A 24,452-nucleotide genomic window follows, 5' to 3' on the forward strand; every position below is an offset into this window, starting at 1 on the left:
CGCACATGTCGTGGTACAGCAAAGTTGCGTGGAAAGAGGGCCTGTTCCTTCAGCCGCATCACCTCCAGCAGGCTGATCGCTACATGGAGCACCTCCTGCGGGTGCGGACCGCGCAGATCACGCCGTACCCCTGGGGTGTCTCGAACCTCGTCTTCGACCGTGACCTCGCCCAGCAGGGGCGGATCGGGCTGAGGTCCATCGTCGGCATCTTTCCCGACGGGCTGCCGTTCGACGCACCCAACGCAACGCCGCTGCCGACCGCCGTGCCCGTGCCGGAGGAGGAGGCCAGCGGTCTGGGAATCTGGCTGACCCTGCCGGACATCGAGGTGAACGCGCAGGACGTGGCCGCCGCCAGCGCCGACAATGCCACGCGCTACCTGCTGGGGTCGGAGACGGTGGTCGACAACTCCTCGTCCGCGCGCAGCGAGCAGCCGATCGAGATCGCCACCCCGCGGCTGGAGTTGTCGCTGCGGAACACGCCCAAGCCCGGGCACCAGAACATCTACATCGGCCGGATCGCGGACATGCGCGACGGCGTGGTGACGCTGGACGAGACAGTGCCGCCGACCGGCATGATCCTTGCGGTGCACTCCGCCTACGAGGGCTACCTCAGCCGGGTGATCGGCTGGATGGAAGCCAAGCTGTCGATGCTGGCGCGCTATGCCTCCGACCCGTCGTCGGGCGGGGGCATGCAGGCGACCGACTACCTGATGCTGATGGTCATCAACCGCGAGCTGCCGGTCCTGCGGCACCTGCGCGGGCAGGGGGCGGTGCATCCCGAACGGCTGTATGAGAAGCTGGTCAGCCTCGCGGGCGAGCTGACCACCTTCGACCAGGCGGACCGGAAGGCGAAGGATTACGGGGGTTACCGGCACGACAGCCCGAAGGAGAGCTTTACCCCCATCGTCTACGACATCCAGTCGCTGCTGGCGCAGGAGGTCGGACGCGCGATCCGGCTGCCGCTGGAAGAGGTCCGGGCGAATTCCTATCTGGCGAAGGTCAACGACCGCCACCTGTTCGCCAATGCCGCTTTCGTGGTAGAAGTGTCCTCGGGGCTGCCGCTCACGCAGGTGCAGCAGCAGTTCCCGCAACTGTGCAAGGTCGGTCCCTCGACGGCGATGCGGCAGATCATCAACGCCAACCTTCCGGGCATCGGGCTGGTCCACATGCCCAACCCGCCCCGGCAGATCCGGGTGATCGCCTCCAACGTCTACTTCCTTCTCGACAAGTCGACCGACCTCTGGCGCGAGTTCTCTTCGGCCCCGGCCGTGGGGATGCACTTCGCCGGTAACTGGCCAGACCTGAAGCTGGAGCTTTGGGCGATTCCGGAGCAAGGGTGATGGCAAGCGACGACGACGACAACGAAAAGACGGTCTTCGGACAGGCGATCCCGCAGCCGCCGCGCCCGTCGCAGGGTGGCGGCCAGAGGCCCGCGCCGCCGTCGCAGAACGTGAACCCGAGCGATCCGGACCGCACAGTCTTCGGCACGCCGATCAGCCCGCAGAACCAGCCGCCGCGCGTGGCGCCGCAGGGGCAGCGCCCGCCATCGGCCTTCCCTCAAAGTCCGATCCAGCAGCCGCCGCACCAGACCTGGGTCGGCGGTGGCGCGGGTGGCGAGGACACCTGGCTGGGGGGTAAGGTGTCCCATAATCCTCCCCCGCCGCAGCAGCAGTACCATCAGCCCGCGCCGCCCCCGCCGCCGCAACCGCAGGCGCCGCGGCCCACACCGATCCCGCAGGCGCCGCAGGCCGCCCCGCGCCCGGCGCCGCAGCAACCGGCCTACCAGCCGCAGCCGCGTCCGATGGGCAATCCGGGCAGCAACCATTATTCCGGCCGGATCTACGACACCGACACCGGCCGCCCGCAAAGCCCCGAGCTGTTCCCTGAACTGCGGCGGCGCGAGACGGTCACGCGCTCTGTCCGGCAGAAGATCGCGCTGGAGGACGCGCTGCGTGCCACCGGGCTTGGCGCGGGCGGGCCGAACAACCCGCTGGTCGCCGCCGCTGCGAACCTGCTGATCCTGCTGGGCCGCCTGCGCACCGGCATGGTCGAGATGCAGTCCGCGCCGCTTCTGGAACACGTCGCACGCGAGATCGACGCCTTCGAGTCGAACGCGCTGGAGGCCGGGGTGCCGGCGGACGACGTGACAGACGCGAAATACGCGCTGGCCGCCACCGCCGACGACATCGTGCAGAACCTGCCCGGCGCGGACCGGGGCATGTGGCTGGAATACTCCATGGGCGCGCGGTTCTTCGGAGAGCGGAACGCCGGTGTAGGCTTCTTCCAGCGCATGGACCGGGCGATGAAGGCGCCGGGACAGAAGTTCCACCTGCTGGACCTGTTCCTCGTCTGCCTGTCGCTGGGTTTCGAAGGCCAGTACCGGGCGATGCCCAACGGGCCGAACGAACTGGCCCGCATCCGCAAGGCGATCTACGAGACGCTGCGCAAGGTGGTGAAGCGGCCGGACGACGACATCTCTGTCCGCTGGACACCGGTGATCGTGAACGGCAAGCGGCGCCGGGGCGGCATCCCGGTCTGGGTCGCTGCTGCCGTGGGCGGCGCCATGGTCGTGGCGCTGTTCGCCACACTCGCCTACCTCTTGTCCCAACAGGCGGGCCGCACCCAGAACGGCATCGCGATGATGCACTTCAACCTGCCGGACGTGACCATCGAACGCTCCGCCCCGGTGGAGCGTACGCCGGAGCCGCCGCCCGTGGTGGTCGACCGTCTCGACGACATCCGCGCGGCGCTGGAAGGGCAGGAGGTCGAGGTCGACGTCAAGAACGAGTGGATCCTGATCCGCCTCGGCTCGGCGCTGCGCTTCGCTTCGGGCCGTGCAGAGCTGGAGAACGACCTGACAGCGCTGGCCACGGCCATCGGTGTCGTGCTGAACGAGCAGCCGGGTCCGATCCGCATCGTCGGGCATTCCGACAGCGTGCCGCTGTCCGGACGCGGGCGGTTCAAGACCAACGAGGAACTGAGCCAGGCGCGGGCGCAGACCGTGTCGGACCTCGTGACCGCCAGCCTCAGCGACAAGGAACGCGTGAGCGTCGAGGGCAAGGGGCCGGTCGATCCGATCGCCGACAATGCCACCGCCGAAGGCCGCGCCCGCAACCGGCGGGTGGAAATCATGATCCGCCGCGAAGTGGAGGAGTAAGGCCATGGAACACCTGTTCTTCCGGTTCTTCCACGTCATCTGGAGAATCCTGACCAGCCGCGCGTTCCTGCGCTTCTGGATCGTCGTCGGCGTGATCTGCGTCTTCCTTGCGATCTTCTTCGGCCTGCCGATGACCGGGTCGGAGTTCTTTTCGAGGATCTGGGTACGGGTCGCGGTGATCGTGCTGATCCTGTCGCCGATCCTCGGATGGTACCTGTTCAAGTTCATCCGCCGGCGCCGCAAGGCGAAGGCGCTGGAGGACAGCCTCGTCGAGGCACCGGTGGGCGACGGCGAGGTGCTGAACGCACGGTTCAGCGAGGCGCTGGAGAAGCTCAAGAAGACCGGCGGCAAGAACTACCTCTACGAGCTGCCGTGGTACGTCATCATCGGCCCGCCGGGCGCGGGCAAGACGACGGCTCTGCGCTATTCCGGGATCGACTTCCCCGGCCAAGACGCGCTGACCGAGGGTGCGCAGGGGTTCGGCGGGACAAAGAACGTCGATTGGTGGTTCGCGGAGCAGGCAGTCCTGATCGACACCGCCGGGCGCTACGTCATGCAGGAGAGCGACGCGAATGCCGACAAGGCCTCGTGGAGCGCGTTCCTCGAACTGCTGAAGAAGGGCCGCCCGGATCAGCCGATCAACGGCGTGATCCTCGCCTTTTCCGTCGAGGACATGCTAAAGGGCACGCCGGAGTCGCTGACCCAGCATGCCGCGGTGGTGCGCGAACGGCTGGGCGAGATCCATCAGGCGCTGCGCATCGACTTCCCGGTCTACGTGCTGTTCACCAAGGCCGACCTGATCGCCGGTTTCCGCGAGTACTTCAGTTCCTTCAGCCAGGCCCGGCGCAAGATGGCGTGGGGCACGACCTTCCAGACCAAGGACCGCCGTGAGGCGACCCATGCGCAGGTGGGCGAGGAATTCGACGCGCTGCTGTCGCGGCTCTCGGACGAGGTCGTGGACCGCATGGTCGAAGAACCCGACGACACCTCGCGCATCCAGATCTTCGGCCTGCCCGGCCAGATGGCGATGCTGCGCGAGAACGTGGTGGAGTTCCTGCGCAAGGTGTTCGAGCCGACCCGCTACGACACCAACGCGATCCTGCGCGGCTTCTATTTCACCTCCGGCACGCAGGAAGGCACGCCCATCGACCAGGTGCTGGGTGCGATGTCGCGCGACGGGGAAGGGGAGGGCTTCCAGCCCGCCTTCATGTCCGGCAAGGGCAAGAGCTACTTCCTGCACGATGTGCTGGCGAAGGTCATCTTCGAGGAACGCGACTGGGTGAACTTCGACCGCCGCGCCGTGCGGCGCGTGGCGATCCTGAGGACGCTGGCGTTCAGCGTGATCGGGCTTGCGACGACGGCGGCCATGGCGGCCTTCGGCTACAGCTTCTGGCAGAACGCGACGCTGGTCCGCGATGCAGAGGCGCACGCGGCGGTTTACCTCGATTCCGCGCGCAACGAGCTGGACAACTCGCTGATCCAGGACCCCGATCCGACCGGCGTCATCGACCATCTCGACGCGCTGAGGAACATGCCCGCGGGCTACGGCAATCCGCACAACCCGACGTTCTGGGAAGGCTTTGGCCTGAACCGGTCGCGCGAGATCGCGAACTCCGCCAGGAAGGCCTATTCCGACGGGCTGGAACGGATGCTGCGGCCGCGCATGATGCTGCACCTCGAAAACGAGATCCCGCAGCTGATCATCGACGGCGACACCGAAGGCACATATCGCGCGCTGAAGGTCTACATGCAGCTTGGCCGCGATCTGGAGGCGAAGGGCGACGGCGACGAGGCGATCCGCAACTATTTCGACACCGAATGGCAGATCATGATGCCCGGTGCCACGCGCTTCGACGAGCGGACGAAGCTGATGCAGCATCTCGACGCCATGCTCGAACTGGACACCGACCAGGAAGTGATGGTGAAGCCCGACGACAACATCAAGGGCCGGGCGCGCGAGAGCATCGTGAACCTGCCGCTGGCCGATCAGGCCTATGCGGCGATCAAGGAGGCATCGAGCCTGTCGGGCGTGCCGGACTTCAACCTCGTGAACCGGGTGTCGGGCAACGTGAACGAGGTGTTCCGGACCACGGACGGCTCGCCTCTGGACCAGCTTTCCGTGCCGGGGCTCTACACCTTCGAAGGGTACTGGGGCTTCTTCGTCGACGAGATGGTTTCGGCCAAGGAACGGCTGGAAGACGAGCAGTGGGTGCTGGGGGAGACCGGCGACCGGGTGAACTTCAACACCCAGCTTGCCAACCTCGAGAACGAGCTTTTCTCCAAGTACCGCCGCGAATTCACGGTGGCGTGGAACGTGATGTTCGAGAAGCTGACCATCGCCAAGATGAGCGCGGACAGCCCGAATTACACGCTGCTGAGCTATGCCGCCTCGCCCACGAACTCGCCCATCGCCGAACTGGCCGAGGGCGTGACCGAGGAAACCAACCTGATGCGTCTTTACGACGAGATCGGCGGGATTTCCGAGACCGACGCGGCGCGCTTGATCGCTTCGGGAGGGAACGCGGAACTGGGCGGCGCGCTGGGGAGTGCGGCCTATGACCGGATCTATTCGCGGTCGGGCGTCTTCACGCGGGTGATCCTCGAAAGCCTCGGCAACCGGACGAAGAACCAGCTCCGCGCCAGCTCCGGCGGGCTGGCCGAGGACGTCGACCGGCGCCGGGTGCAGCGCATCACCGACGACTTCAAGGACTGGCACACGCTGATCAAGGGCGAGCGCCCGAACCGGCCCATCGACTTCATGCTGCAGGCTTACGCCAGTGTGCAGGAAAACCGCTCCAACGCGGCCTTTGCGCCGACGCCAGCCGACGACCAGATGCTGGGGCAGGCGCTGACCGCGCTGACGCGCACGAACGCCGGTGCGCCCGACGTGATCGCGCGGATGAACAGCGCGGTGGCGACGGAGTTCCGCACCGCCGCCGAGAACGCCACGCTGGCGGAGCTGACCCGAGCCCTGAACGACGAGGTTGCGCAGTTCTGCAAGACGGAGATCGCGCCGTTCTACCCGTTCTCGGGCGGGTCGTCGCGGCACCTTTCGCCGTCGATCTTCGGCCAGTTCTTCGGACCGGGCGGCAAGATGGACCAGTTCTACTCGCAGCACCTGGCGCCCTACGTGATCCGCACCTCTGACGGGTTGCGCGCCGACCCCGGCACCGCTGTCGGCCAGCGCCTGTCCGGCAGCGCGCTGGCGCAGTTCGACCGGGCGCAGAAGATCCAGCGCGCGTTCTTCGCCTCCGGCTCTCCGACGCCGGAGGTCAACATGTCGATCAAGCATGTGACCTCTTCGCCGGGCGTCGGGCTGGCTAACCTCAACATCCACGGCAAGACCATCCCGACCCAGCCGGATTCGACACCTGCGGGCTTCTCATGGCCGGGGGAAACGGCTGGCGTGTCGATCGAGCTGATCCCGACCCGGATCGGCAACCAGGCGACCTTCGAGTTCAGCCAGGGCCGCTGGGACATCGCCAAGTGGCTGGCGGACGGCGCACCGAAGGTGCAGGGCAACGTGGTCACCGTGCGCTACACGATCCGCGGCCAGTCGATCACCTACCGGATCGAGTTCGACAGCTCGACCGTGCCTTTCCTGATGCGTGAACTTCGGGACTTCAGCTGCCCGACGTCGCTGGAGTGAGCGGAGTGACGGAACCCGCGCGCATCGGTGTCATGGGGAAGCACCCCGGCTTCGGCGACTTCATCCAGTCGGGCCTGTCGAAGGATGTGCACGATGCGCTGATGCGCTGGCTGGACAAGACCCTGAGCCGCGTGCGCGAGGACGCCGGTTCGGACTGGAAGTCATGGTGGGCACAGACGCAGCCGCTGCGGTTCTGGATCGGGCGCAGCGTTCTGGGCGTGCCCGTGGCGGGCGTGATGCAGCCGTCGCAGGACAAGGTCGGACGGGACTACCCGCTGATCCTTGCCGCCGAGAACGTCTTTCTGCCCGTCCCGGGTGATGGCGGCGCGACCGACCAGTCGCCGTGGGAGGCACTTGAGGCGCATGTGACGGCAATGGCGCCGGGCAAGGGCGCGGCCAGCCTGCTCGAGGGGCTGACGCTGGAGCTGCCTGCCGAGGGCGAGGCGGAGCGCGCACTTGGCCCGACCATCTGGGCGCATCATCCCGAGGGCGACCTCGACGCGCTTCTCAGGGCCGCGGCCGGTGCCGACCTGGCCCGCGGGGCGCTGCAGCGGTCCTACTGGTGGTCCGCCGGTGACGACACGCGCCTGCCGGTCTGGCTGGGCTGCCACGGCCTGCCGGACGCGGGCGCGCTGAGATGGCTGCTGGCGGGGCAGCCGAAACAGGAACAGACGGCCGAAGCCGCGGAATGGTAAGTAACGTTGAAACCCGGCCTGCGCCCCACTAGCGGCAACGCAGGACCTGCACGGCGGCAGCGCATGACGAGGCGCTCAAAGGATGCCCATGGATCATAACGAATTCTTCACCTTCGAGACCGGGCAGGCCACGGACGTCGGACGTAAGCGGACGGTGAACGAGGACAACTTCCTGTCGCGCCCCGACTGCGGGCTCTGGGTGGTCTCGGACGGCATGGGCGGGCACGCGGCCGGGGACTATGCCTCTTACACCATCGTGCAGGAGCTGAACTCCATCGGGATGTCGGCCTCTCCGGACGACCTTCAGGCCCGCTTCATGGAGCGCATCCACCGCGCCAACACCGCGATCTACGAACACGCGCAGGAGTTGCAACGCGGCACCATCGGTGCAACTCTGGTGGCGCTGCTGATCCATGGCGAGGACTACGCCTGCATCTGGTCGGGCGACAGCCGCATCTACCTTCTGCGGGACGGCAAGCTGGTGCAGCAGACCCGCGATCACACCGAACTGATGATGCTGCTCGATTCCGGAGCCATAACCGAAGAAGAGGCACAGAACTGGCCGCGCAAGAACGTCATCACCCGTGCCATCGGGGTGACAGAGACCCCGCAATGTGATGTGGTCAGTGGCAAGCTGGCGCTGGACGATACTTTCATCCTGTGTTCTGACGGGCTGACGGAGCACCTGAGCGACGAGGACATTGCGGAACTGGCCGCAAGGCATCGCCCGAAGGACGCCTGCGAGGCGATGATCGAACTGACGCTGGAACGTGGCGCCAAGGACAACGTGACCGTGGTCGCGATGCGTTGCCTGCCACCGCCGGAGCCGGAAGAAGAAGACGACCTGATGGACGACGTGCTGGAACTGGACACATCTGCGGGTGAGGCCGAGGCATGAACGCTTCCGGCACAAATCCACCCGAAGATGACGACGACGACGAGCGCACGGTCTTCCGTCCGCCGACGCCGCCGGGCCAGACGCGCCCGCCGGAGGACGACGACGAGGACGAGCGTACGCAGTTCGCCGGTCCGGGCGGCGCGCGGCCATGGCCTGCGCAGCAGCCCCCGTCCTATCCGGCGCAGACGCCGACGGAATGGCCCGAGCAGCCCCGGCCGAACGATCCGAACGCCGGTCAGCAGACCGACCTCGGCTACGAGCAGGGGCCGTATACGCACACCGGCTATCCGCCCCCGACGCCGCCGTCCGCGCCGCCGCAGACCACAAACCAGCCGTCGCAGAACCCGGCCTATCCGACGCAGGAACCGTCCTACGAACCGCAGGTCACCGGGACGGGGCAGGGGGGCTACACGCAGGATCCGTCCTACGCGCCGCAGACCACCTCGACCGGGTATCCGCCCGCGCCGACCGGGGCCAACCAGGCTGCGGCGGAGGCTGCGCGCGCCACCGGCAAGCTGCCCATCGGCACGCTGATCAACAACAACTACCGGATCGAGGAAGTCCTGAAGTCCGGCGGCATGGGCGAGGTCTATCGCGGGATCGAGATCCACACCGGCGACCCGGTGGCGATCAAGGCGATCCTGCAGGAAAAGGCCGACGACGCCGAGGCGGGCCTGCTGTTCAAGCGCGAGGCCCGGACCCTGCGCCGCCTGACGGACGAGACCATCGTCCGCTATTACAACTACGTCCCCGACCCAGAGCTTCAGCGCTATTTCCTCGTGATGGAGTTCATCGAGGGCGAGCCGCTCAAGGACTACATCGCCAACACCGGCCCGCTGCCGGTCGAACAGGCCAAGGCGCTGCTGGCCCGGCTGGCGGGCGGTCTCGCCACGGCCCACGATGCGGAGGTCATCCACCGCGACCTGTCGCCGGACAACGTGATGCTGGAAAGCGGACGGGTGGAAACCGCGCGCCTGATCGACTTCGGCATCGCCCAGTCCTCGGTGGTGAAAGAGGCCACCATGGCCGGGCGGTTCGCCGGCAAGTTCAAGTACGTCGCGCCCGAGCAACTTGGCCATTACGGCGGGCACATCTCGCCTGCGACCGACATCTACGGGCTGGCGCTGCTGATCGCCGCCGCCTCCATCGGCAAGCCGCTCGACATGGGGTCGTCCATCGTCGAGGCGGTGCAGTCGCGCCAGTCCATCCCGGACCTGTCACACGCCCCCGAAGAACTGCGCCCGATCCTGTCCTACATGCTGGAGCCCGATCCGAAGGATCGGCCCGGTTCCATGCTGGAAGTCCGCGAACTGGTGAACGATCCGTCCAAGATCCCGGAACGCTATCTTGGTGGCTGGGTACCGCCCGCGCCGCCACCGCTGCACACGACCCCGCCGGGCAATACCGCGCACGGGATGACGCAGGCGGGCACGATGACCTCCGGCCTGCAGATCCCCGGTGCCACGCAGAACATCACCCTGAACACTTCGCTCGGCCCGACCCCGATTCCGGAGCCGGAGGTGGAGAAGCGCGGCGGCGGCGGCCTGATCCTGATCCTGCTGGTCGTCTTCCTCGCCATCGTCGGGGGCGGCGGTTTCTTCGCGTGGCAGCAGGGCCTGATCGGCGGCGAGTCGCAACTGCTTGGCGGCGGAGGTGGAGGCAGCGATCCGACGCCGCCCGATCCGCAAACGCAGCAGACCGGCATCCCCGAGCCGCTGAGCGACACGCGCGAAGGGTTCCTCGCGGCCTTCGAGACGGGTCCGTGCACTTACGTGACCCGCGTGAACCAGGGCCCGAACGCTGGCACCATCGAGGGCTATTCGGCCACGCGCGAACAATTCTCCGGCCTGCCCACCGCGTATGAAGAGCGGTTCGGCGCCCGGCCCGAGGTGCAGCCGCGCGAGATCACCCGCCAGCAGTGCGAAGTGCTGAACTTCGCCAAGGCGCTGCAGGGCAGGGGCCGTAACGGGGTCGAGATGTTCCTCTCTGCTGACGAGGTCGCCAGCCAGAACCCGGTGACGGCGCAGCTGACCGTTCCGCAGGGGCAGGCCGTTTGGCTGATCCTAATCAGCCCGACCGGCGGCATCTTCAACCTGTCGGACCGGCTGTCGCAGCCCGTCGGCAACCAGCGCAACCTGAGCTTTGCGCTCTCGTTGCGGACCGGGCAGGATCCGGCGCCCCAGCTTCTGCTGGCGGTCGAAAGCGACGAACCACTGGCCCAGGCGGCAGTGGCGCAGCGCGGCGACCAGGCGGCAAACATCCTGCCGAAGATCCTCGAGGAGATCGCATCACGGAACGGGGCGGCGAGTGCGGCTGTCTCCTACCTGAAGCTGAACCCGGCCGAAGAGTGAGCTTGCGGAGTGCCCCGTGACGGGGCGCTCCGGCGCACTCGCCCATCGGATAGCATGGGTTGCTCCGGAACTTCCCTCAGCGCACGTCGAAGGCGACGATGGCGAGCGCGGCCTGACGGCTCAGTTCCGCGCTGAGATCGGCAAAGAAGTCGTCGGCGCGCTGGCCGGAGCGGTCCTTCAGCGTCGAGAGCGGTTCGGTCGAGGCGATGGCGATCAGCAGTTGCTTGGTATCGCGCAACGGCCCGACCCGCGTCACCGGCACGTCGAAGCGCACAAACTGGCCCGAGATCGAGGTGAAGCGGTCGAGGTCCTGCACCACGCCGTTGTTGTCCACGAGGAACAGCCCGAGGTTCCGGTCGCCCACGCCGCGCATCACGCCCGAGACGCGGTTGCCCGATGCCACCTCGGCATTGTCGAGGCGCATGCCGATGCGGGTCGCCGGGTAGTCGCGGTTCTTGGCGATGAAGGTCAGCGCCGCGCATTGCCGTTCGTCCAGCAGGGTACGGGTCTGGCGAATTTCCTCGTCCTCGGGGCGCACCAGCACCTCGGAGGCGAAGCGCCCCATGGCGCCGTCCTCCGCCGCCAGAAGCGCCAGGCCGATCCCGTCCTCGCCGTCGCGGCGGGGCAGGGCGATGACGCAGTTATCCTCGGTCTTTGCACGGATGCGCTGGATCAGGTCGCCGATGGCGAGATCGCGTTCGGAGGGCGGGGCGCGCATCCGGCGGGTCACGCGCGGCGGCGAGGGTTCGACCGGCGTCGCCTCGATGGTGTCCGTGCCCTCGCCGTCAGGCGTGGCGGTCGTCGGATCCAGGGTGTCGGTCGTCGGGGCGGCCGTCACGGGGTCGAGCGTGTCCGTGCTGTCCGCAGGAGGTGCCGCCGTCACGGGGTCGAGCGGTTGCGCCGTGGGGCTGACGGTTTCCGGCCCGGTGGCCTCGTCGCCCGGGGTGGGGGGCGTCACCGGGACAAGGGCCGCGAAATCCTCCGCCTCCACCTGCCCGGTGGGCGTGGAGGCGATCACCTCTTCGTCGTTCTCGACGATGGGGGCCAGGTCACCGGACGTGACCGGGGCGGCATCCTCGCTGGACGTGGGGTCCAGAACGGGGGAGCCGGTCACGACTTGCGCCGCACCATCGTCCACGATCAGCGAGTCCGCCTCTGTCGGGCTGACCTGCGCGTCCTCCTCCGGCACCACGGCGGTCACGTCATCCACCGGCGGGGCGACAAGCGGCGCCTCTTCGACCGGCTGGAGGTCGGCAACCTCCGGCGCCTCCGGTTCGACGGTCTCTTCTTCCGGACCCACGGACTCCACGGTGTCGAGAGGCGGTTCCTCGACCGGCTCCGCCTCGACCGTGTCGAGCTCACCTGCGTCCTCGGCGCCTGGTTCCTCCACCGGGGCGGCGTCCAGCGTATCGGCAGTCTGCTCCTCTGTCAGGTCGTCGCCCGTGGTGGCATCCAGCGCGTCGGGTGTCACCCCGTCGAGGCCGTCCACCTCTGCCGCATCCAGCGTATCGAGTGGTTCGGGCGTCAGGTCCTGCGGCTCTTCGGCTTCGAGGGTTTCCGGCTCTGCCTGCGCGGTGTCCTCCGCCTCGATAGTATCGGGTTCTTCTGCCTCAGCGCTGTCGGCGGGGGCTTCGGGGGTCAGATCCTCGGCTTCGGCTGCGTCGAGCGTCTCCGGGTTCTCGGGCGTGACCTCCTCAACCGGCGTTTCACTCTCCGCCGTGTCGTCGGGAACCTCCGCGTCGAGGGCGTCCAGTTCGCCCTCGTCGACCTGCTCTGCATCCGGGATCGCGGCGTCGTCGAAGGCATCGTCCGGCGCGAGTTCGCCCTCCGGGTCGAGGTTCTCCATCTCCTCGGCGGCGTCGAGCCCGGTGGCCTCGCCGAGACGTTCGACCAGACCGGCCAGCGTATCGGATTCGAGCTGTTCGAGCGTGATCTGGAATTCGGGCGACGACTGCGGCAGCGGGCGTTCCACGAACCATTGCGACACGCCCGCGGACATCAACGCGATGACACCGGCGTGCACGGCGACAGACCCCACGGTCGAGAGGATCCAGCCGCCGGGCGCACCACGGCCATAGGGCAGGTAGCTCATGAGCCGCCTCCCTCGCCGGAGCGATGCACGGTCACGAGACGGATTTCCAGATGCGCGAACTCCGGCTTGCCAAGCACGTCGATCAGGGACTGCGCGCTTTCGTTGCGGTCGATCAGCAGGTGCAGGATCGTCTGGTCGGCAACGCCGTTGGCGAGCTGCACATCGTCCACCAGCTCTCCGTCCAGCATCATGACGCCTTCGGGTTCCAGTACGAGGATCGGCTTCGGCAGGTGTTCGACCGGCAGATCCGCGGTTTCCGACAGCTCGATGGCGAAGGTTGGCGCGTTGGTCAGCCGACCGGTCACGAGGAAGAAGAAGATCAGCAGCAGCACGATGTTGACGATGGCCAGAGAAATGTCCGGCTGCTGTTTCTTGTGGGTGCGGGGGATGTGGCGGATGGCCATGTCAGATTGCCCCCCGGGCCACGCGCACGGCGCCGACATTGGCGGTGGCCAGCCGTGCAAGGACGGTCGTCACGTCCTGCACCCGTGCGGTGTCGCGCACGAGGATGGTCACGTCCGCAGGCGCCACGTCGGATCCCAGAGCGTCGGCCAGCGCGTCGAGGCTGTCGAAGGTGAACTCCTGCCCTCCGACGATGATCCGCTCGGCCTCCAGCGTCCAGAGCGCGACTTCCAACGGGGGTGTCGGCGTCTGGTCGTTCGGCGTCGGCGCGGAGGTCGCGGTCACCTGCTCGGGCGGGGGGGCGGCGGTCTGCACGGTCAGCAGCGAATAGGGCGTCAGGGACGAGGTCAGCATGAAGAAGATCAGCAACTGGAACATGGCATCCGCCAGCGGAGTCATCGCAAAGCGATAATTCCGGGGCCGGACTGGCAGCTTGATCTTCGGTTGAGACATCTCGGATGCCCCGTCAGAGTTTCTTGGTCGGGTCGAGCCGGCCGTGGATCGCCGCCGAGATGACGGTCTCGATCATGTTGCGTTCCCGCTCGATCCGGGATTCGAAGTAGTTGGCGACGAAATAGGCCACCAGCGCGATGGCAAGGCCCGCAGCGGTGGTGGTCAGGGCGGTGTAGATGCCCGCGGCGAGGATCGTCGGGTCGACGGCACCCTCGGCAACCGCAAGGGCCGAGAAGGCGTCGATCATGCCGATCACGGTGCCGAGCAGACCCAGCATCGGGGCGGCCTGCACCACCATTTCCAGCGTGCGCATGCGGTCCGTCATGGTCGCGAGTTCGATGATCGCGGTCTGGCGGCCCAGCTCTTCAGCGTAGGTCGAGTCGCCGGGTTTCGCCTGCACGCCCGAGAACACGGCCTGGAGGATGCGGGCGAGCACGGACTTGCGCTTCTGCGCCTGCTGCAGGGCCAGGTCGGCGCGCCCGGACAGCCAGTTGTCGAGGATCTCTTCGGCACGTTTGCGGCGTCCGACGCCGAGCATCATGAACTGCACCCATTTGTAGATCGCCACGGCAATCGCGAGGAGCGACAGGAGCCCCAAGGCGCCGAAGACGATGAGGGACGCGATGTTAAAGGACTCGGGGAGAAAGGACTCCATCAATCACTCCTTGAGCGGCGCGCGGGGCGGAATGTGTCCCGGTCGCGCGGATCGTTCTGACGTTAGATACCGAATTGAATCGCGGTGCGCGAGCTTGCGCTGAGCGCCGACATGCATACGTCTGCCTCATTGCCCGTTTCGGCGTCAATGCAGGCCGAACTGTCGTTGATGACGATACGCGAAATGTCGGAGCACGCGGCCCCGGGCAGCTCGAACTGCAGCACGCGGGTCTTGCCGTCGATCAGGGCGCCGAACTTCAGCACCAGCAGCCGGGTGACGACTCCTTCGCCGTCGAAGATCGCCACTTCGTACTCCGTCCGGTCGAGCGCGGTGCCGGAGTTGTTCTCCGCCACGTAGGTCAACCGGCAGTTGCCGTTTCCGGTTTCGGCGGCGGCGTTCAGTTCCAGTTTGAACAGCTCAGACGCCGGCGTTTCATCCTGGGCGGCCGCGGCCACGGGAACCGCTGCCAAACCCGCAATCCACAAAGCAAAAATACGGTTCTTCATGTTTCACTCCCCCTGAAAATGCATGAAGCCCGGGTAAAACCACCGGGCCCGTTATAGCATCATATTGGCGGGGAAGGTCGCCATCATGTCAACCCGGTTTGCCGGGAATTCACGATCGCGCCTTGCGCTGTGTCAGCGGAACACGCCGTGCATGCCCGACGCGGTGAACGCGCTCGGGTCGGGACGGGAGACGACCGGCACCGGCTGCGGCTGGAAGATCCGCTGGATCAGCGGACGGCTTTCCCGCTCGAACGTGGCGCGGGTCGTTGTTCGGCGCGGAGCCACGACCTGACCATCGCCGCGCGTCACCACTGCGGACTGTGCGACCTGCTCGAAACCGTCGTCGCGCGACACCGGACGCAGGGTCCGGTAGGGGGCGAGACCGTCGCTCAGATCGGCCTGCTCGGCCGACACCGCCGGCTGCGTCAGGCCGCGAGCCTCTGCAACACGGTCGTTGTTCTGGACTTCAACCTCGACCACACCCTTGGCTTCACCCTCGAACGAGACTGCAACCGCCTGCGTCGACTTGGAGGCCGCGACCGCATGGGCAAGCACGACACGCTCGGGCAGGCGCGGACCGGCGGCCATGGCCGAGTGGCTTGCGAACAGCGCGAGCCCGGTTGCCGCGGAAAGGCCTACGAGGCCGGCACAGGTGAGAATGATGCGTTTCATGGCTTCCAATATAGCGGAAAAGTCGTCAATTTCTTGTCCAAAATGTGGCGACTTTCAGGCTGGATCTCTACGTTGCGAAAAACACACAAGAATTTGGAGCGCGCGTGCCCCGTCACGTCTTTTATATAAGGCTTTTTCGCGTCATTGGAGTGCTTCCGGCACTTTTTCGGCTGATTTCTGCCGGTTGTCTGGTCATCCTTTTCTCGCCCGCTCAGTCCGCCGCCCAGTTCGCTGTCTGCAACCAGACGCTCAACGTGCTGAACATCGCCGTCGGACGGTACGCCTATGAGAACTTCACCACCTCCGGCTGGTGGACCGTCGGGCCGAACCGCTGTGCCAACGTGATCGACCGCGTGCTGGACGTGCGCTATGTCTACGTCTTCGCGCAGGACGTCTTCGGCAAGGAAATCATGCGCGGCGCGACCCCCATGTGCATCGACACCAAGCGCTTCGACATCGTGGGAGAGGAAGACTGCCTCCTGCGCGGCTACCTCGAGGCGCGGTTCCACGAGGTCGACACCTTCAAGAGCGAACGCTGGACGCTGTTCATCTATCCGCCCTCCTGACCGAAGCGGTCGGCGTTTCCTTGCGCTATGGAAAGTCTGACTGGCAAACGGTGCGGCGAGGTTGCAAGATACGCGGCGCATTCGTGTTGCGGGCCGCGCCCGCGCGGATGCCCGACTGACTGTTTCTCGTTCCGGGAAGGGATTGACCCATGCGCACCGCCGCTCTTGCCCTCACGCTCCTCGGCCTGTCTGCCGCGCCGCTAACCGCGCAGGAGTGGAAGGCCATTGTCGTGGGGCAGCCCGGACCGGGGACGGAGGTGTCCTTTGCCGACGCGCTGCATGCCGGGGCCGCGCTTGAGAAGGGCGGCCTGACGCTGGTCGACACGATCCGCGACAAGCCCCGGGCGCGCCTGACCGACACGCTTTCCGCGATGAAGGATGCGCCGCGTCTGGTGTTCTTCTACTCCGGCCAGATGCCATCGGGCAGCGTGGCGATGCAGGACGGCACGATGCCGCTCGACACGGTCCTGCGCGGCGCGGCGGCCGCCGGCACGCAGGAGATGATCCTGATGCTTGAGAACTGCTCGGACGAGTCGCCCATCCCGGCGCGGATCGCGGTGCCCGAAGCGCCGGAGGGGATGGCGCTGCTGGTCGTGGCCTCCGCCGGTCCGGGCGCGCGTTGCGAGGCGGGCGAACGTCTGAGTGACGCCTTGCGCGGGATGTCGGCAGAGGAGCCGCTGACCGGCGACCTGCTGGCTAGGCTCGAAGGCAAGTTCACCGCCGGCAGCGTTCCGTCCCCGGTCAGCTTGACCGGCGCCCGTGCGGAGGAGGGCGAGGAACTGGTGGAACTCCTGCCGGAGGACGTGATCCTGCTGCCCGCCCTCGACGGGGATTTCTCGCTGGGCAGCGGCGATGGTTTTGGCGAGACCATCGGCGCGGACGAGGTGATCGAGATCGTGCTTCCCGCACAGATGCCCGACATCTCCGACTTGCCGGAGGTCGTGGAGGACAACACCCCCGTCATCACCTTCGCGGCCCTGCCCACCGCACAGATCGCCGCCCTTCCGATCGTCGCGGGCCTGCCCGATCCCTCCATCCTGGTGGGGCTGATCGAGGGGGTGACCGACGCCTCGCTGGAGGTCGATCCACAGCCTGACGCGCCTTCCACCGCGCTGGCCAGCTTCTTCGACGACAACGCGGAGATCGCCACCTCGCTCGCCACGCTGCGTGACATGCGGCAGAACGATCCGGAGATGTACACGAGCCTTCTGTCCTCTGGCGCCTTCGATCCTGAGGACGAGCGCGTGCTGGCGAAGGTCATCCAGTCGGAGCTTGGCCGGATGAACTGCTATCGCGGTCGGGTCGACGGCCAGTACGGCCCGGGATCGCGCCGCGGCTCGACCAGCTATTTCGAGGAACTGAAGAAGAAGGGCCTCGCGGCGCTCGACGATCCGGCGGCGACGGTCGACCTCTTCCGCCTGATCCTCGGCAACGAGGACGTGCGCTGCCCGGACCCGGTAGTGGCCCAGCCCCGGCCGACCAACACCGCCCGCCCGCAGAACACTACGAGCCAGACCCAATCGCGCCCGACCCGCCAGCAACCCACGCAGCAGGTGCAGCGAAGCCAGCCGCAGCAACAGGCCCCGCAAAGTCAGCAGCCCAACTTCTCGGGCGCGCGGTTCGGGTCGGGTATCGGCCGTTAAGCGCGTCCGCTAGCCAGCCGGCCGGTCTGCACTCCACGGCGGCAGAGCAGACCGCGCGTTCGGGGCAAACGCCGAAACCGGGACAAAATACCGTGTGCAGGACTCGTGTTCTGTGCCCGTTCTGATATAAGACATGGGGACTTCAGCACGAACCTGAGCAAGGGAATTGACCCATGCGCACCGCCGCTCTTGCCCTCACGCTCCTCGGCCTGACCGCCGCGCCGATGGCCGCGCAGGAATGGAAGGCCATCGTCGTGGGCCAGCCGGGGCCGGGCGCCAAGATGTCCTTTGCCGACGCGTTCCATGCCGGTCAGGCGCTTGAGAAGGGCGGCCTGCCGCTGATCGACATGATCCGCGACATGCCCCGCGCTCGGCTGACCGACACGCTTGCCGTGCTGGAAGATTCGCCGCGGCTCCTTCTGTTCTACTCCGGCCGCATCCCCTCCGGCAGCGTCTCGATGCAGGACGGCACCATGCCGCTCGACACGATCCTGCGCAGCGCCTCCGTCGCCGGGACAGAAGAGATGATCCTGATGCTGGAGAACTGCACCGACCAGTCGCCCGTGCCCGCGCAGGTCATCGTGCCCGAACCGCCCGAAGGCATGGCGCTGATGGTCATGGCCTCCGCCGGACCCGGCGAACGGTGCGAACCAGAGGAACGGCTGAGCGATGTGCTGCGCCTCATGTCCGAAGAGGACGAGCTGACCGGCGACCTGCTGGAACGGCTGGACGGCATGTTCACCGTGGGCGGCGTGCCCTCGCCGGTCATCATGACCGGCGCACCCGAAGAAGACGTCCAGGAACTGGTGGAACTGCTGCCGGAGGACGTGATCCTGCTTGCCCCACTCGACGGGGATTTCTCGCTGGGCGGCGGTGGCGATGACGGCGGCTTCGAGGAGACCATCGGCGACGACGAGGTGATCGAGATCGTGCTGCCCGCCCGCGTGCCGGACCTGCCGCAGGAGGTCGTGGACAACACGCCTGTCGTGACCTTCGCCGCCCTTCCAACCGCCCAGATCGCCGCCCTGCCTCTGGCGGCCGGACTGCCGGAGCCTTCGATCCTCGTCGGCCTGATCGAGGGCGTGACCGAAGCCTCGCTCGACGTCGACCCGGAACCGGAGGCGGAATCGACCGCACTCGCCAGTTTCATCAACGACAACGCGGCAATCGCGGCCTCGCTCACGACGCTGCGCGAGCTGCGCAAGAACGACCCCGAGATGTACGCCAGCCTGCTCGCCTCCGGCGCCTTCGACCCGCCGGCGGGCGATGTCCTGGCGAAAGTCATCCAGACCGAACTGCGCCGGATGAACTGCTACCTCGGCGGCATCGACGGCGACTACGGCCCGAGGTCGCGGCGCGGCTCCACCAGCTACTATGACGAGCTGAAGAAGAAGGAGATCGCGTCGCTGGAAAGCCCGGACGCATCGGTCGATCTGTTCCGCCTGATCCTCGGGAACGACGAGGTGCGCTGCCCCGATCCGGTGGTGGCGCAGCCGCGTGCCACGACGACGCGCTCGACCACGTCGCGGAACACCTCGACACGGTCCACCAGCAACACGCGTACGACACGATCCGCCCCGGCGGCCCAGGCCCCCAGCAGGGCGCCCACCTCTGCGCCCAGCCGGTCGTCCGGCGGCAACTTCTCCGGCGGGTCCTTCGGGGGCGTGTTCCGGTAGGGGCGGCGGCCCGGCGGGCCCGCATTTTCGATTCATGACCTTCGGCGCGCCGGATCTCTCTTCCGGCACGCGCTTCCTCTGTTACAGTACCGTCAGCCAGTTGCTTTCAATCCAATTTTCAAGCCCCAAACCCACACATGCCGATCGACGTTGACCCCTCCTTCAAGAAGACCGGCGACAAGGCGCGGGAACGTCAGCTGTGGCGGCAGACCGGAGAGAACGCGCGCAGGCGCCGCCGCAAGCGGATGATGCGCCGCATCGCGATCATGGGCAGCGGCGCCTTTGCCGTTGTCCTGATCGCCTTTGTCGGCTGGATGGTCGCACGGTCCCCGGACGACGGGGGAGGGGGCACGGACGTGGCCGAACTGGGCGGCCTCGATCCGGAGGATGACGACTTCACCATGGTGCAGGCGGACGAGGCGCAGACCGATTTCGCGTCCAGCAGTTTCACCCCCGTGCTGCCGGCCGACCTTCAGGTCGACCCGATGATCCTGCGGATCGCACAGGAGGGTGAAGGCAACGTGCGGTTCATCGCCGGTCCGCAGGAGTTCCTGCCGGCGCGCGTCGGGCCGCCCGGATCGCAGCGCTTCGCCTACCTGCGCGAACCGCTTGTCGCGGCCGAGCAGACGCTGGAGCTGGTACTGCCGTCGTCGCGCGATGACTTTGCCCTGTTCCAGGCGCAGCGCAGTCAGGCCAGCGCACCGGGCGCCCTGCCGCAGCCCCCGCAGCCACAACCCTCTGCGCCGGTGGAGGCCGGGGACCTCGTCGCGGTCGAGGAAGACAGCAGCTGGGGCGACCTCATCACGACCGACGACGATGCCCTGCAGGCGGAGGGCCAGTCTGACCAGGCGGCGGTCTACGTCGAGACGCGGATCGAGAACACGACCTCCACCGTGCTGGCCCTGCGCGAAAGCGAACGGCGCGCGGTCTATGACGATGCGGTGACGGCGCTCCAGACGGAACGCCCTCTGGTGCAGGTGCTGACCTCGAGCGGCTTCGGCGCGACCGACGCCGCCGCCATCGCGCGCGCGGCGGAGGCGCGGATCTCCGCACCCGAGAAGCTGCCCGGCGGGAGCATCGTGGCCGTGCGCTACCGGCAGGGCGATTTCGGGCGCGAGCTGATCCAGATGTCGGTCTACGGGCCGGACGGCTATATCGGCACGCTCGTCCGGCTGGGCGAGGGGCGTTTCGACAGCGGCGCGGACCCGTGGTTCGCCGAGAACCTGACAGAGCGGACCGGCCAGCTTGTGGCGCAGGCACAGGAGGCCAAGGAAGTCCGCATCATCGACGCGATCTATTCCACGGCGCTGTCGAACGGCCTGTCGCAGACGCTGGTCGGGCAGCTCATCCTGATCCTGTCCAAGGATTTCGACCTCGACCGCTTTGCCAGCGACGGCGACTACTTCTCCGTTCTCTACGCCAACACGCCGGGACCGGAAGGCGACGGGCTGGGCCGCGTCCTTTACGTGGGCATCGAAGGGCCGTCCGGAACGCTCACCTGCTACGTGACAGAGGGCGAGAACGAGGGCGAATTCTCCTGCTTCGACTTCAACGCCACGGTGGCCAGCGGCGGCGGAGGCGGCGGTATCGGGGGTGGCATGGTCGTGCCGGTGAAGGGCGTGAAGACCTCGGCCTTCGGTCCCCGGCACCACCCGATCCTGAAGCAGGTGCGCAACCATGACGGCGTCGACTGGGCCGCCCCCACCGGCACGCCGATCGTCTCTGCGATGGATGGCACGGTGGAATACGCCGGGCCGGGCGGGGGCTATGGCAACGTGATATACATCGACCACGGCAGCGGCCAGCAAACGCGCTATGCCCACATGTCGAAGTACGGCGCGTTCAAGAAGGGCGACCGGGTGAAGGCGGGCGACGTCATCGGTTACGTCGGCACCACCGGACGGTCCACCGGCCCGCATCTGCATTTCGAGCTTCGTGTGAACGGCACGCCCGTCGATCCGCTCAGCTTCCGCGCCTCTGTCACGGTGGCGACCGTCTCGGACGGCGGACAGCCGGGATCGGCTGCGGTGGAACAGCTGGTCAACAAGATCATCAAGGTCGAGAGCGCAGGCAACGCTCGGGCCAAGAACCCGCTGTCGACGGCGACGGGCCTGGGCCAGTTCATCGAAAGCACGTGGCTCAGGATGATGCGCGACTACCGCCCCGACCTGGCCAACAGCATGAGCCGCCAGGCCCTGCTGGAGCTGCGCTTCGACCCGGCTCTGAGCCGCGAGATGGTCCGCAACCTCGCGCGGGAAGGGGAGGCCTACCTCAGGTCGCGCGGCCATACGATCACGCCCGGCAACCTGTACCTCTGCCACTTCCTCGGCGCCGCCGGTGCGGCCAAGGCCCTGAGCGCGCCGCGCGAGGCATCGGTGCTCGACGTGATGGGCGCGGGCGTCGTGGGGGCGAACCCCTTCCTGCGTGGCAAGACCATCGGCGACCTGATCGCGTGGTCGGATCGTAAGATGCAGATCAAGGGCCAGCCGGTCGTGGTGTCCAGTGCACCCGCCATCCCCGCACCCCGCGCCGTCCCCGAAGAAATCAAGGCGTTCCGGGAAACCGTCGACACATTGCTGAAGGAAGCCCGCGCCGAAGCGGAAGATGCCGCCGCGCTGGCCGCGGAGGAAGACGCCTCCGACGAGCAAACGACCGAAGAGACCGTTGACGACGAGACCGTTGAAGATGGTGGCGAAAATGACTAAGCTATAGTCAGACTAATCCAAGGTGCTGCCATGATGGCCTCGGTTCACGAAGCGAAGACCAATTTGTCGAAACTGATCGACGCCGTCGAACGCGGCGAGCGGGTGGTCATCACGCGCCACGGCGTTCCCGCGGCAGAGCTGGTGATCGCGCGCAAGGCGCAGGTCCGGATCGGGGGTCTGAAAGACCGCCTCTCTCCACCGCCCGAGAGCTTCACCACGCCGCTCTCCGAAGAGGAATTGCAGGACTGGGGCGCGTGAGCGCACTACTTCTGGACACCAATGCCTTTGCCATGGTGCTGACGGACGATCCCCGGCTGACCGATACCGCACGCGGTGCCATCCTCGGCGCAAGCCGCGTGGCGCTGTCGGTCATCAGCCTGTACGAGATCGGGCAGAAGGTCCGGCTTGGGAAATGGCCGGAGATGGACGCCTTTGCGCCCGGACTTGCGGTGCAGGCACAGAATGACGGGATCGACATGCTGCTCCTGTCACCGGCCGCGGCGTTGCAGGCGGCCCTGCTGGACTGGGACCACCGCGACCCCTTCGACCGGATGATCGCCTGCGTGGCCCGGGCCGAAGGGCTGGACCTCGTGTCGTCCGACACCGCATTCGATGAGTTGACCCTCAACCGGATCTGGTAGACCGCTCTCGGCCACGTGGACAGGTCCACGACAGCGGGCACCGGCACGGCGCCAGTGCCCCTGCGGGTTTCAGGCCGTCAGCGCGAACGGTGGTGCCAGCGGACCCGGCCGTCCTTGCTGCCCTTCTTCAGAGGCAGAAGCGGGCGATACTGCGCGACCCAGCTTTTCGGATCGTAATCGCAGACCAGACGGCCCTTCGCGTCACGGATGAAGCAGAGCGCGCCGTTCTTGTGCTTCCAGACCACACCCCCATAGCTGGCGATGGTCATCGCCTGGATATCATTGTCGCTGGCCCAGAAGTCATAGTCGCCAAGCGGGAAGATACCGTCGCGGACCTCCTTCGGTTCGTCGAGCTTCGCCTCGTCGACCAGCGACTGCGTGTGGTCATCCACCGCTGCCTTGATCATTCCGGTGACAAATCCGGCACCGGCCAGGAGCGCACTGCCCGCAAGGGTTGCGGCGACGCCGACGCCGTAAAGGAAGCTGTCACCGGCGTCGGGAGCGGTATCGGTCGCGACCCAGACAACCGGCTGGACGATAAGTCCCGCCGCAGAGCCCTTCGTCGCGCCAGCCACACGGCCGACAGCCTTCGACACGGACTGTGCCGCGACCTCAGTGCCGATGCCGGTTACGGAATTCTTGTATGTCATCAGAAACCTCAATCATTTCAGTACAATTCAATCACGGTACTCGCTACACGCGCCGGCGCCCGACGCGTCACTTGTGGAAGACGCGGTACGTCCGCGCCGGGTACTCCTGGACGAACTTCGCGTAATTTTCGGTGGTTTTCGCACCCCTGCCCACCGGAAAAGGATCGTTGTAGGAAATGTCGGCCTTGGTGTCGCGCTCGCCGCTCAGGCCGGTGACAAGGATCCAGTGTCCGCTGGAGGACATGCCCTGACTGTAAGGCCCCGCGTGTTCCAGCATGTCGAAGATCAGCGGGCCACGTCGCAGGTGGGTGCGCAGCTTGGTCACGCTCCAGCTTTGCGGACCGATGTACTGCAGACCATGTGCCTTGGCGTATTCGCGGGTCGGCGTGACCCAGTCATTCTCGCCCGAGAAGTTGTCGAGGCTGCCGTCCGGCAGGATCATCGACGCCGGTGTCCGCGCCTTCACCTGTGCCACGGTCTGGTCCAGCAGCATCGCCGTGGCCGCCGCCCAGCAGGAGGTCCCGGTGGGCTGCGGGATCAGCTTCACCTTATGATGGATCTTGGCGATGGTCTCGGACGGCTGTGGGGCGGCTTTCCAGATCGCTTCCGACGCCGCGTCGTTCAGCGCAGCCAGCGTCTTGCCGTTCGGGTCGACGCGGGAGTCCGGGTTGTTGAACTTCAGCACGCATTTCTGGAAGTCGTAGATCGCGGCACGGGTGAGGGTGCCGCAGATGCCGTCTTCGACCAGCGCGACGCGCGGGGCAGACATCTGTGCGTTCAACTGGCTTTGAACGGCGGCGACATCGGCGGACTTGTTGCGCCCGTTGCGCCCGACGCTGGATTGCACGTAAATCGTCTGAATAATGCTCATGGCGTTTTATTCTCAATATCTTGCCCCCGGAAGCGAAATTGCGCCCTCATCGGGGAGCGGGGTGTGACTGGATGAAATTCACTCGTACCTGAATGGTGTTCTCCCGGTGACGTAAAATACCGGTTGCGCAATAGGTGGGGCTTTTCAGGACCGGCACAATGGACAGGGCA

The 24,452-nt window shown here is 66.8% G+C and carries 20 protein-coding genes; 12 read left to right on the forward strand and 8 right to left on the reverse strand.

The window, feature by feature from the left end; genetic code table 11:
- The first annotated feature begins 5 nt into the window (after positions 1-5).
- From tssK to QNI11_RS25025, 6 genes are all read left to right on the forward strand, one after another.
- The gene (gene tssK, locus QNI11_RS25000; RefSeq protein ID WP_100931239.1) at positions 6-1,340 is read left to right on the forward strand and encodes a type VI secretion system baseplate subunit TssK; all 1,335 of its coding nucleotides are present in this window, start codon (positions 6-8) and stop codon (positions 1,338-1,340) included.
- Positions 1,340-3,157, forward strand: a complete 1,818-nt coding sequence (gene icmH, locus QNI11_RS25005; protein ID WP_283983766.1) for a type IVB secretion system protein IcmH/DotU — start codon at positions 1,340-1,342, stop codon at positions 3,155-3,157. The genes tssK and icmH overlap by 1 nt, the downstream gene beginning before the upstream one ends.
- Before the next feature lie 4 nt (positions 3,158-3,161).
- Positions 3,162-6,806: a type VI secretion system membrane subunit TssM gene (gene tssM, locus QNI11_RS25010; protein ID WP_283983767.1), complete on the forward strand. Its 3,645-nt coding sequence runs from the start codon at positions 3,162-3,164 to the stop codon at positions 6,804-6,806.
- A gap of 5 nt (positions 6,807-6,811) precedes the next feature.
- Positions 6,812-7,501 carry a type VI secretion system-associated protein TagF gene (gene tagF, locus QNI11_RS25015; RefSeq protein ID WP_283983768.1) on the forward strand — a complete coding sequence of 230 codons (690 nt, stop codon included), beginning with the start codon at positions 6,812-6,814 and terminating at the stop codon, positions 7,499-7,501.
- Positions 7,502-7,589: 88 nt separating this feature from the next.
- Positions 7,590-8,399: a PP2C family serine/threonine-protein phosphatase gene (locus QNI11_RS25020; RefSeq protein ID WP_283983769.1), complete on the forward strand. Its 810-nt coding sequence runs from the start codon at positions 7,590-7,592 to the stop codon at positions 8,397-8,399.
- Entirely contained in the window at positions 8,396-10,750 is a 2,355-nt protein-coding gene (locus tag QNI11_RS25025; protein ID WP_283983770.1) for a serine/threonine-protein kinase, read from the forward strand. Before QNI11_RS25020 ends, QNI11_RS25025 begins: the two co-directional genes overlap by 4 nt.
- 76 nt (positions 10,751-10,826) lie before the next feature.
- Here the strand turns inward: QNI11_RS25025 and QNI11_RS25030 are convergent, their stop codons facing one another.
- The 6 genes from QNI11_RS25030 to QNI11_RS25055 form a co-directional block, all read right to left on the reverse strand.
- The gene (locus QNI11_RS25030) at positions 10,827-12,842 is read right to left on the reverse strand and encodes a hypothetical protein (protein WP_283983771.1); all 2,016 of its coding nucleotides are present in this window, start codon (positions 12,840-12,842) and stop codon (positions 10,827-10,829) included.
- Positions 12,839-13,246 carry a biopolymer transporter ExbD gene (locus tag QNI11_RS25035; protein WP_100931232.1) on the reverse strand — a complete coding sequence of 136 codons (408 nt, stop codon included), beginning with the start codon at positions 13,244-13,246 and terminating at the stop codon, positions 12,839-12,841. The genes QNI11_RS25030 and QNI11_RS25035 overlap by 4 nt, the downstream gene beginning before the upstream one ends.
- A 1-nt stretch (position 13,247) precedes the next feature.
- Positions 13,248-13,697: a biopolymer transporter ExbD gene (locus QNI11_RS25040; RefSeq protein ID WP_100931231.1), complete on the reverse strand. Its 450-nt coding sequence runs from the start codon at positions 13,695-13,697 to the stop codon at positions 13,248-13,250.
- A 13-nt stretch (positions 13,698-13,710) separates the two neighbouring features.
- Positions 13,711-14,352: a MotA/TolQ/ExbB proton channel family protein gene (locus tag QNI11_RS25045; protein ID WP_100931230.1), complete on the reverse strand. Its 642-nt coding sequence runs from the start codon at positions 14,350-14,352 to the stop codon at positions 13,711-13,713.
- A 62-nt stretch (positions 14,353-14,414) separates the two neighbouring features.
- Complete coding sequence (locus tag QNI11_RS25050; protein ID WP_283983772.1) at positions 14,415-14,858, reverse strand: hypothetical protein; 444 nt, start codon at positions 14,856-14,858, stop codon at positions 14,415-14,417.
- A gap of 132 nt (positions 14,859-14,990) precedes the next feature.
- Positions 14,991-15,530 carry a hypothetical protein gene (locus tag QNI11_RS25055; RefSeq protein WP_283983773.1) on the reverse strand — a complete coding sequence of 180 codons (540 nt, stop codon included), beginning with the start codon at positions 15,528-15,530 and terminating at the stop codon, positions 14,991-14,993.
- 254 nt (positions 15,531-15,784) lie between these two features.
- Here QNI11_RS25055 and QNI11_RS25060 point away from each other — a divergent pair, with 254 nt between their 5' ends.
- From QNI11_RS25060 to QNI11_RS25085, 6 genes are all read left to right on the forward strand, one after another.
- The gene (locus QNI11_RS25060) at positions 15,785-16,096 is read left to right on the forward strand and encodes a DUF1036 domain-containing protein (protein WP_254698469.1); all 312 of its coding nucleotides are present in this window, start codon (positions 15,785-15,787) and stop codon (positions 16,094-16,096) included.
- Between the two features lie 149 nt (positions 16,097-16,245).
- Complete coding sequence (locus QNI11_RS25065) at positions 16,246-17,739, forward strand: hypothetical protein (RefSeq protein WP_283983774.1); 1,494 nt, start codon at positions 16,246-16,248, stop codon at positions 17,737-17,739.
- A 173-nt stretch (positions 17,740-17,912) separates the two neighbouring features.
- On the forward strand, positions 17,913-19,415 hold the full coding sequence (locus QNI11_RS25070) for a hypothetical protein (RefSeq protein WP_283983775.1): 1,503 nt from the start codon (positions 17,913-17,915) through the stop codon (positions 19,413-19,415).
- Positions 19,416-19,552: 137 nt separating this feature from the next.
- Positions 19,553-22,120 carry a peptidoglycan DD-metalloendopeptidase family protein gene (locus QNI11_RS25075; RefSeq protein WP_283983776.1) on the forward strand — a complete coding sequence of 856 codons (2,568 nt, stop codon included), beginning with the start codon at positions 19,553-19,555 and terminating at the stop codon, positions 22,118-22,120.
- A 30-nt stretch (positions 22,121-22,150) separates the two neighbouring features.
- A complete protein-coding gene (locus QNI11_RS25080) occupies positions 22,151-22,378 on the forward strand; it encodes a type II toxin-antitoxin system Phd/YefM family antitoxin (protein ID WP_283983777.1) in 228 nt (75 codons plus the stop codon).
- Positions 22,375-22,761: a type II toxin-antitoxin system VapC family toxin gene (locus QNI11_RS25085; protein ID WP_283983778.1), complete on the forward strand. Its 387-nt coding sequence runs from the start codon at positions 22,375-22,377 to the stop codon at positions 22,759-22,761. The genes QNI11_RS25080 and QNI11_RS25085 overlap by 4 nt, the downstream gene beginning before the upstream one ends.
- A 77-nt stretch (positions 22,762-22,838) precedes the next feature.
- On the opposite strand, the gene QNI11_RS25090 is transcribed toward QNI11_RS25085, so the two are convergent.
- Positions 22,839-23,411 (reverse strand): hypothetical protein, encoded by a 573-nt coding sequence (locus tag QNI11_RS25090; RefSeq protein ID WP_100931222.1) that lies wholly within the window; start codon positions 23,409-23,411, stop codon positions 22,839-22,841.
- A 67-nt stretch (positions 23,412-23,478) separates the two neighbouring features.
- Entirely contained in the window at positions 23,479-24,282 is an 804-nt protein-coding gene (locus QNI11_RS25095) for a papain-like cysteine protease family protein (protein ID WP_283983779.1), read from the reverse strand.
- Positions 24,283-24,452: the final 170 nt, after the last annotated feature.

It is taken from the genome of Sagittula sp. MA-2 (genome assembly GCF_030126985.1).
GTDB lineage: Bacteria > Pseudomonadota > Alphaproteobacteria > Rhodobacterales > Rhodobacteraceae > Sagittula.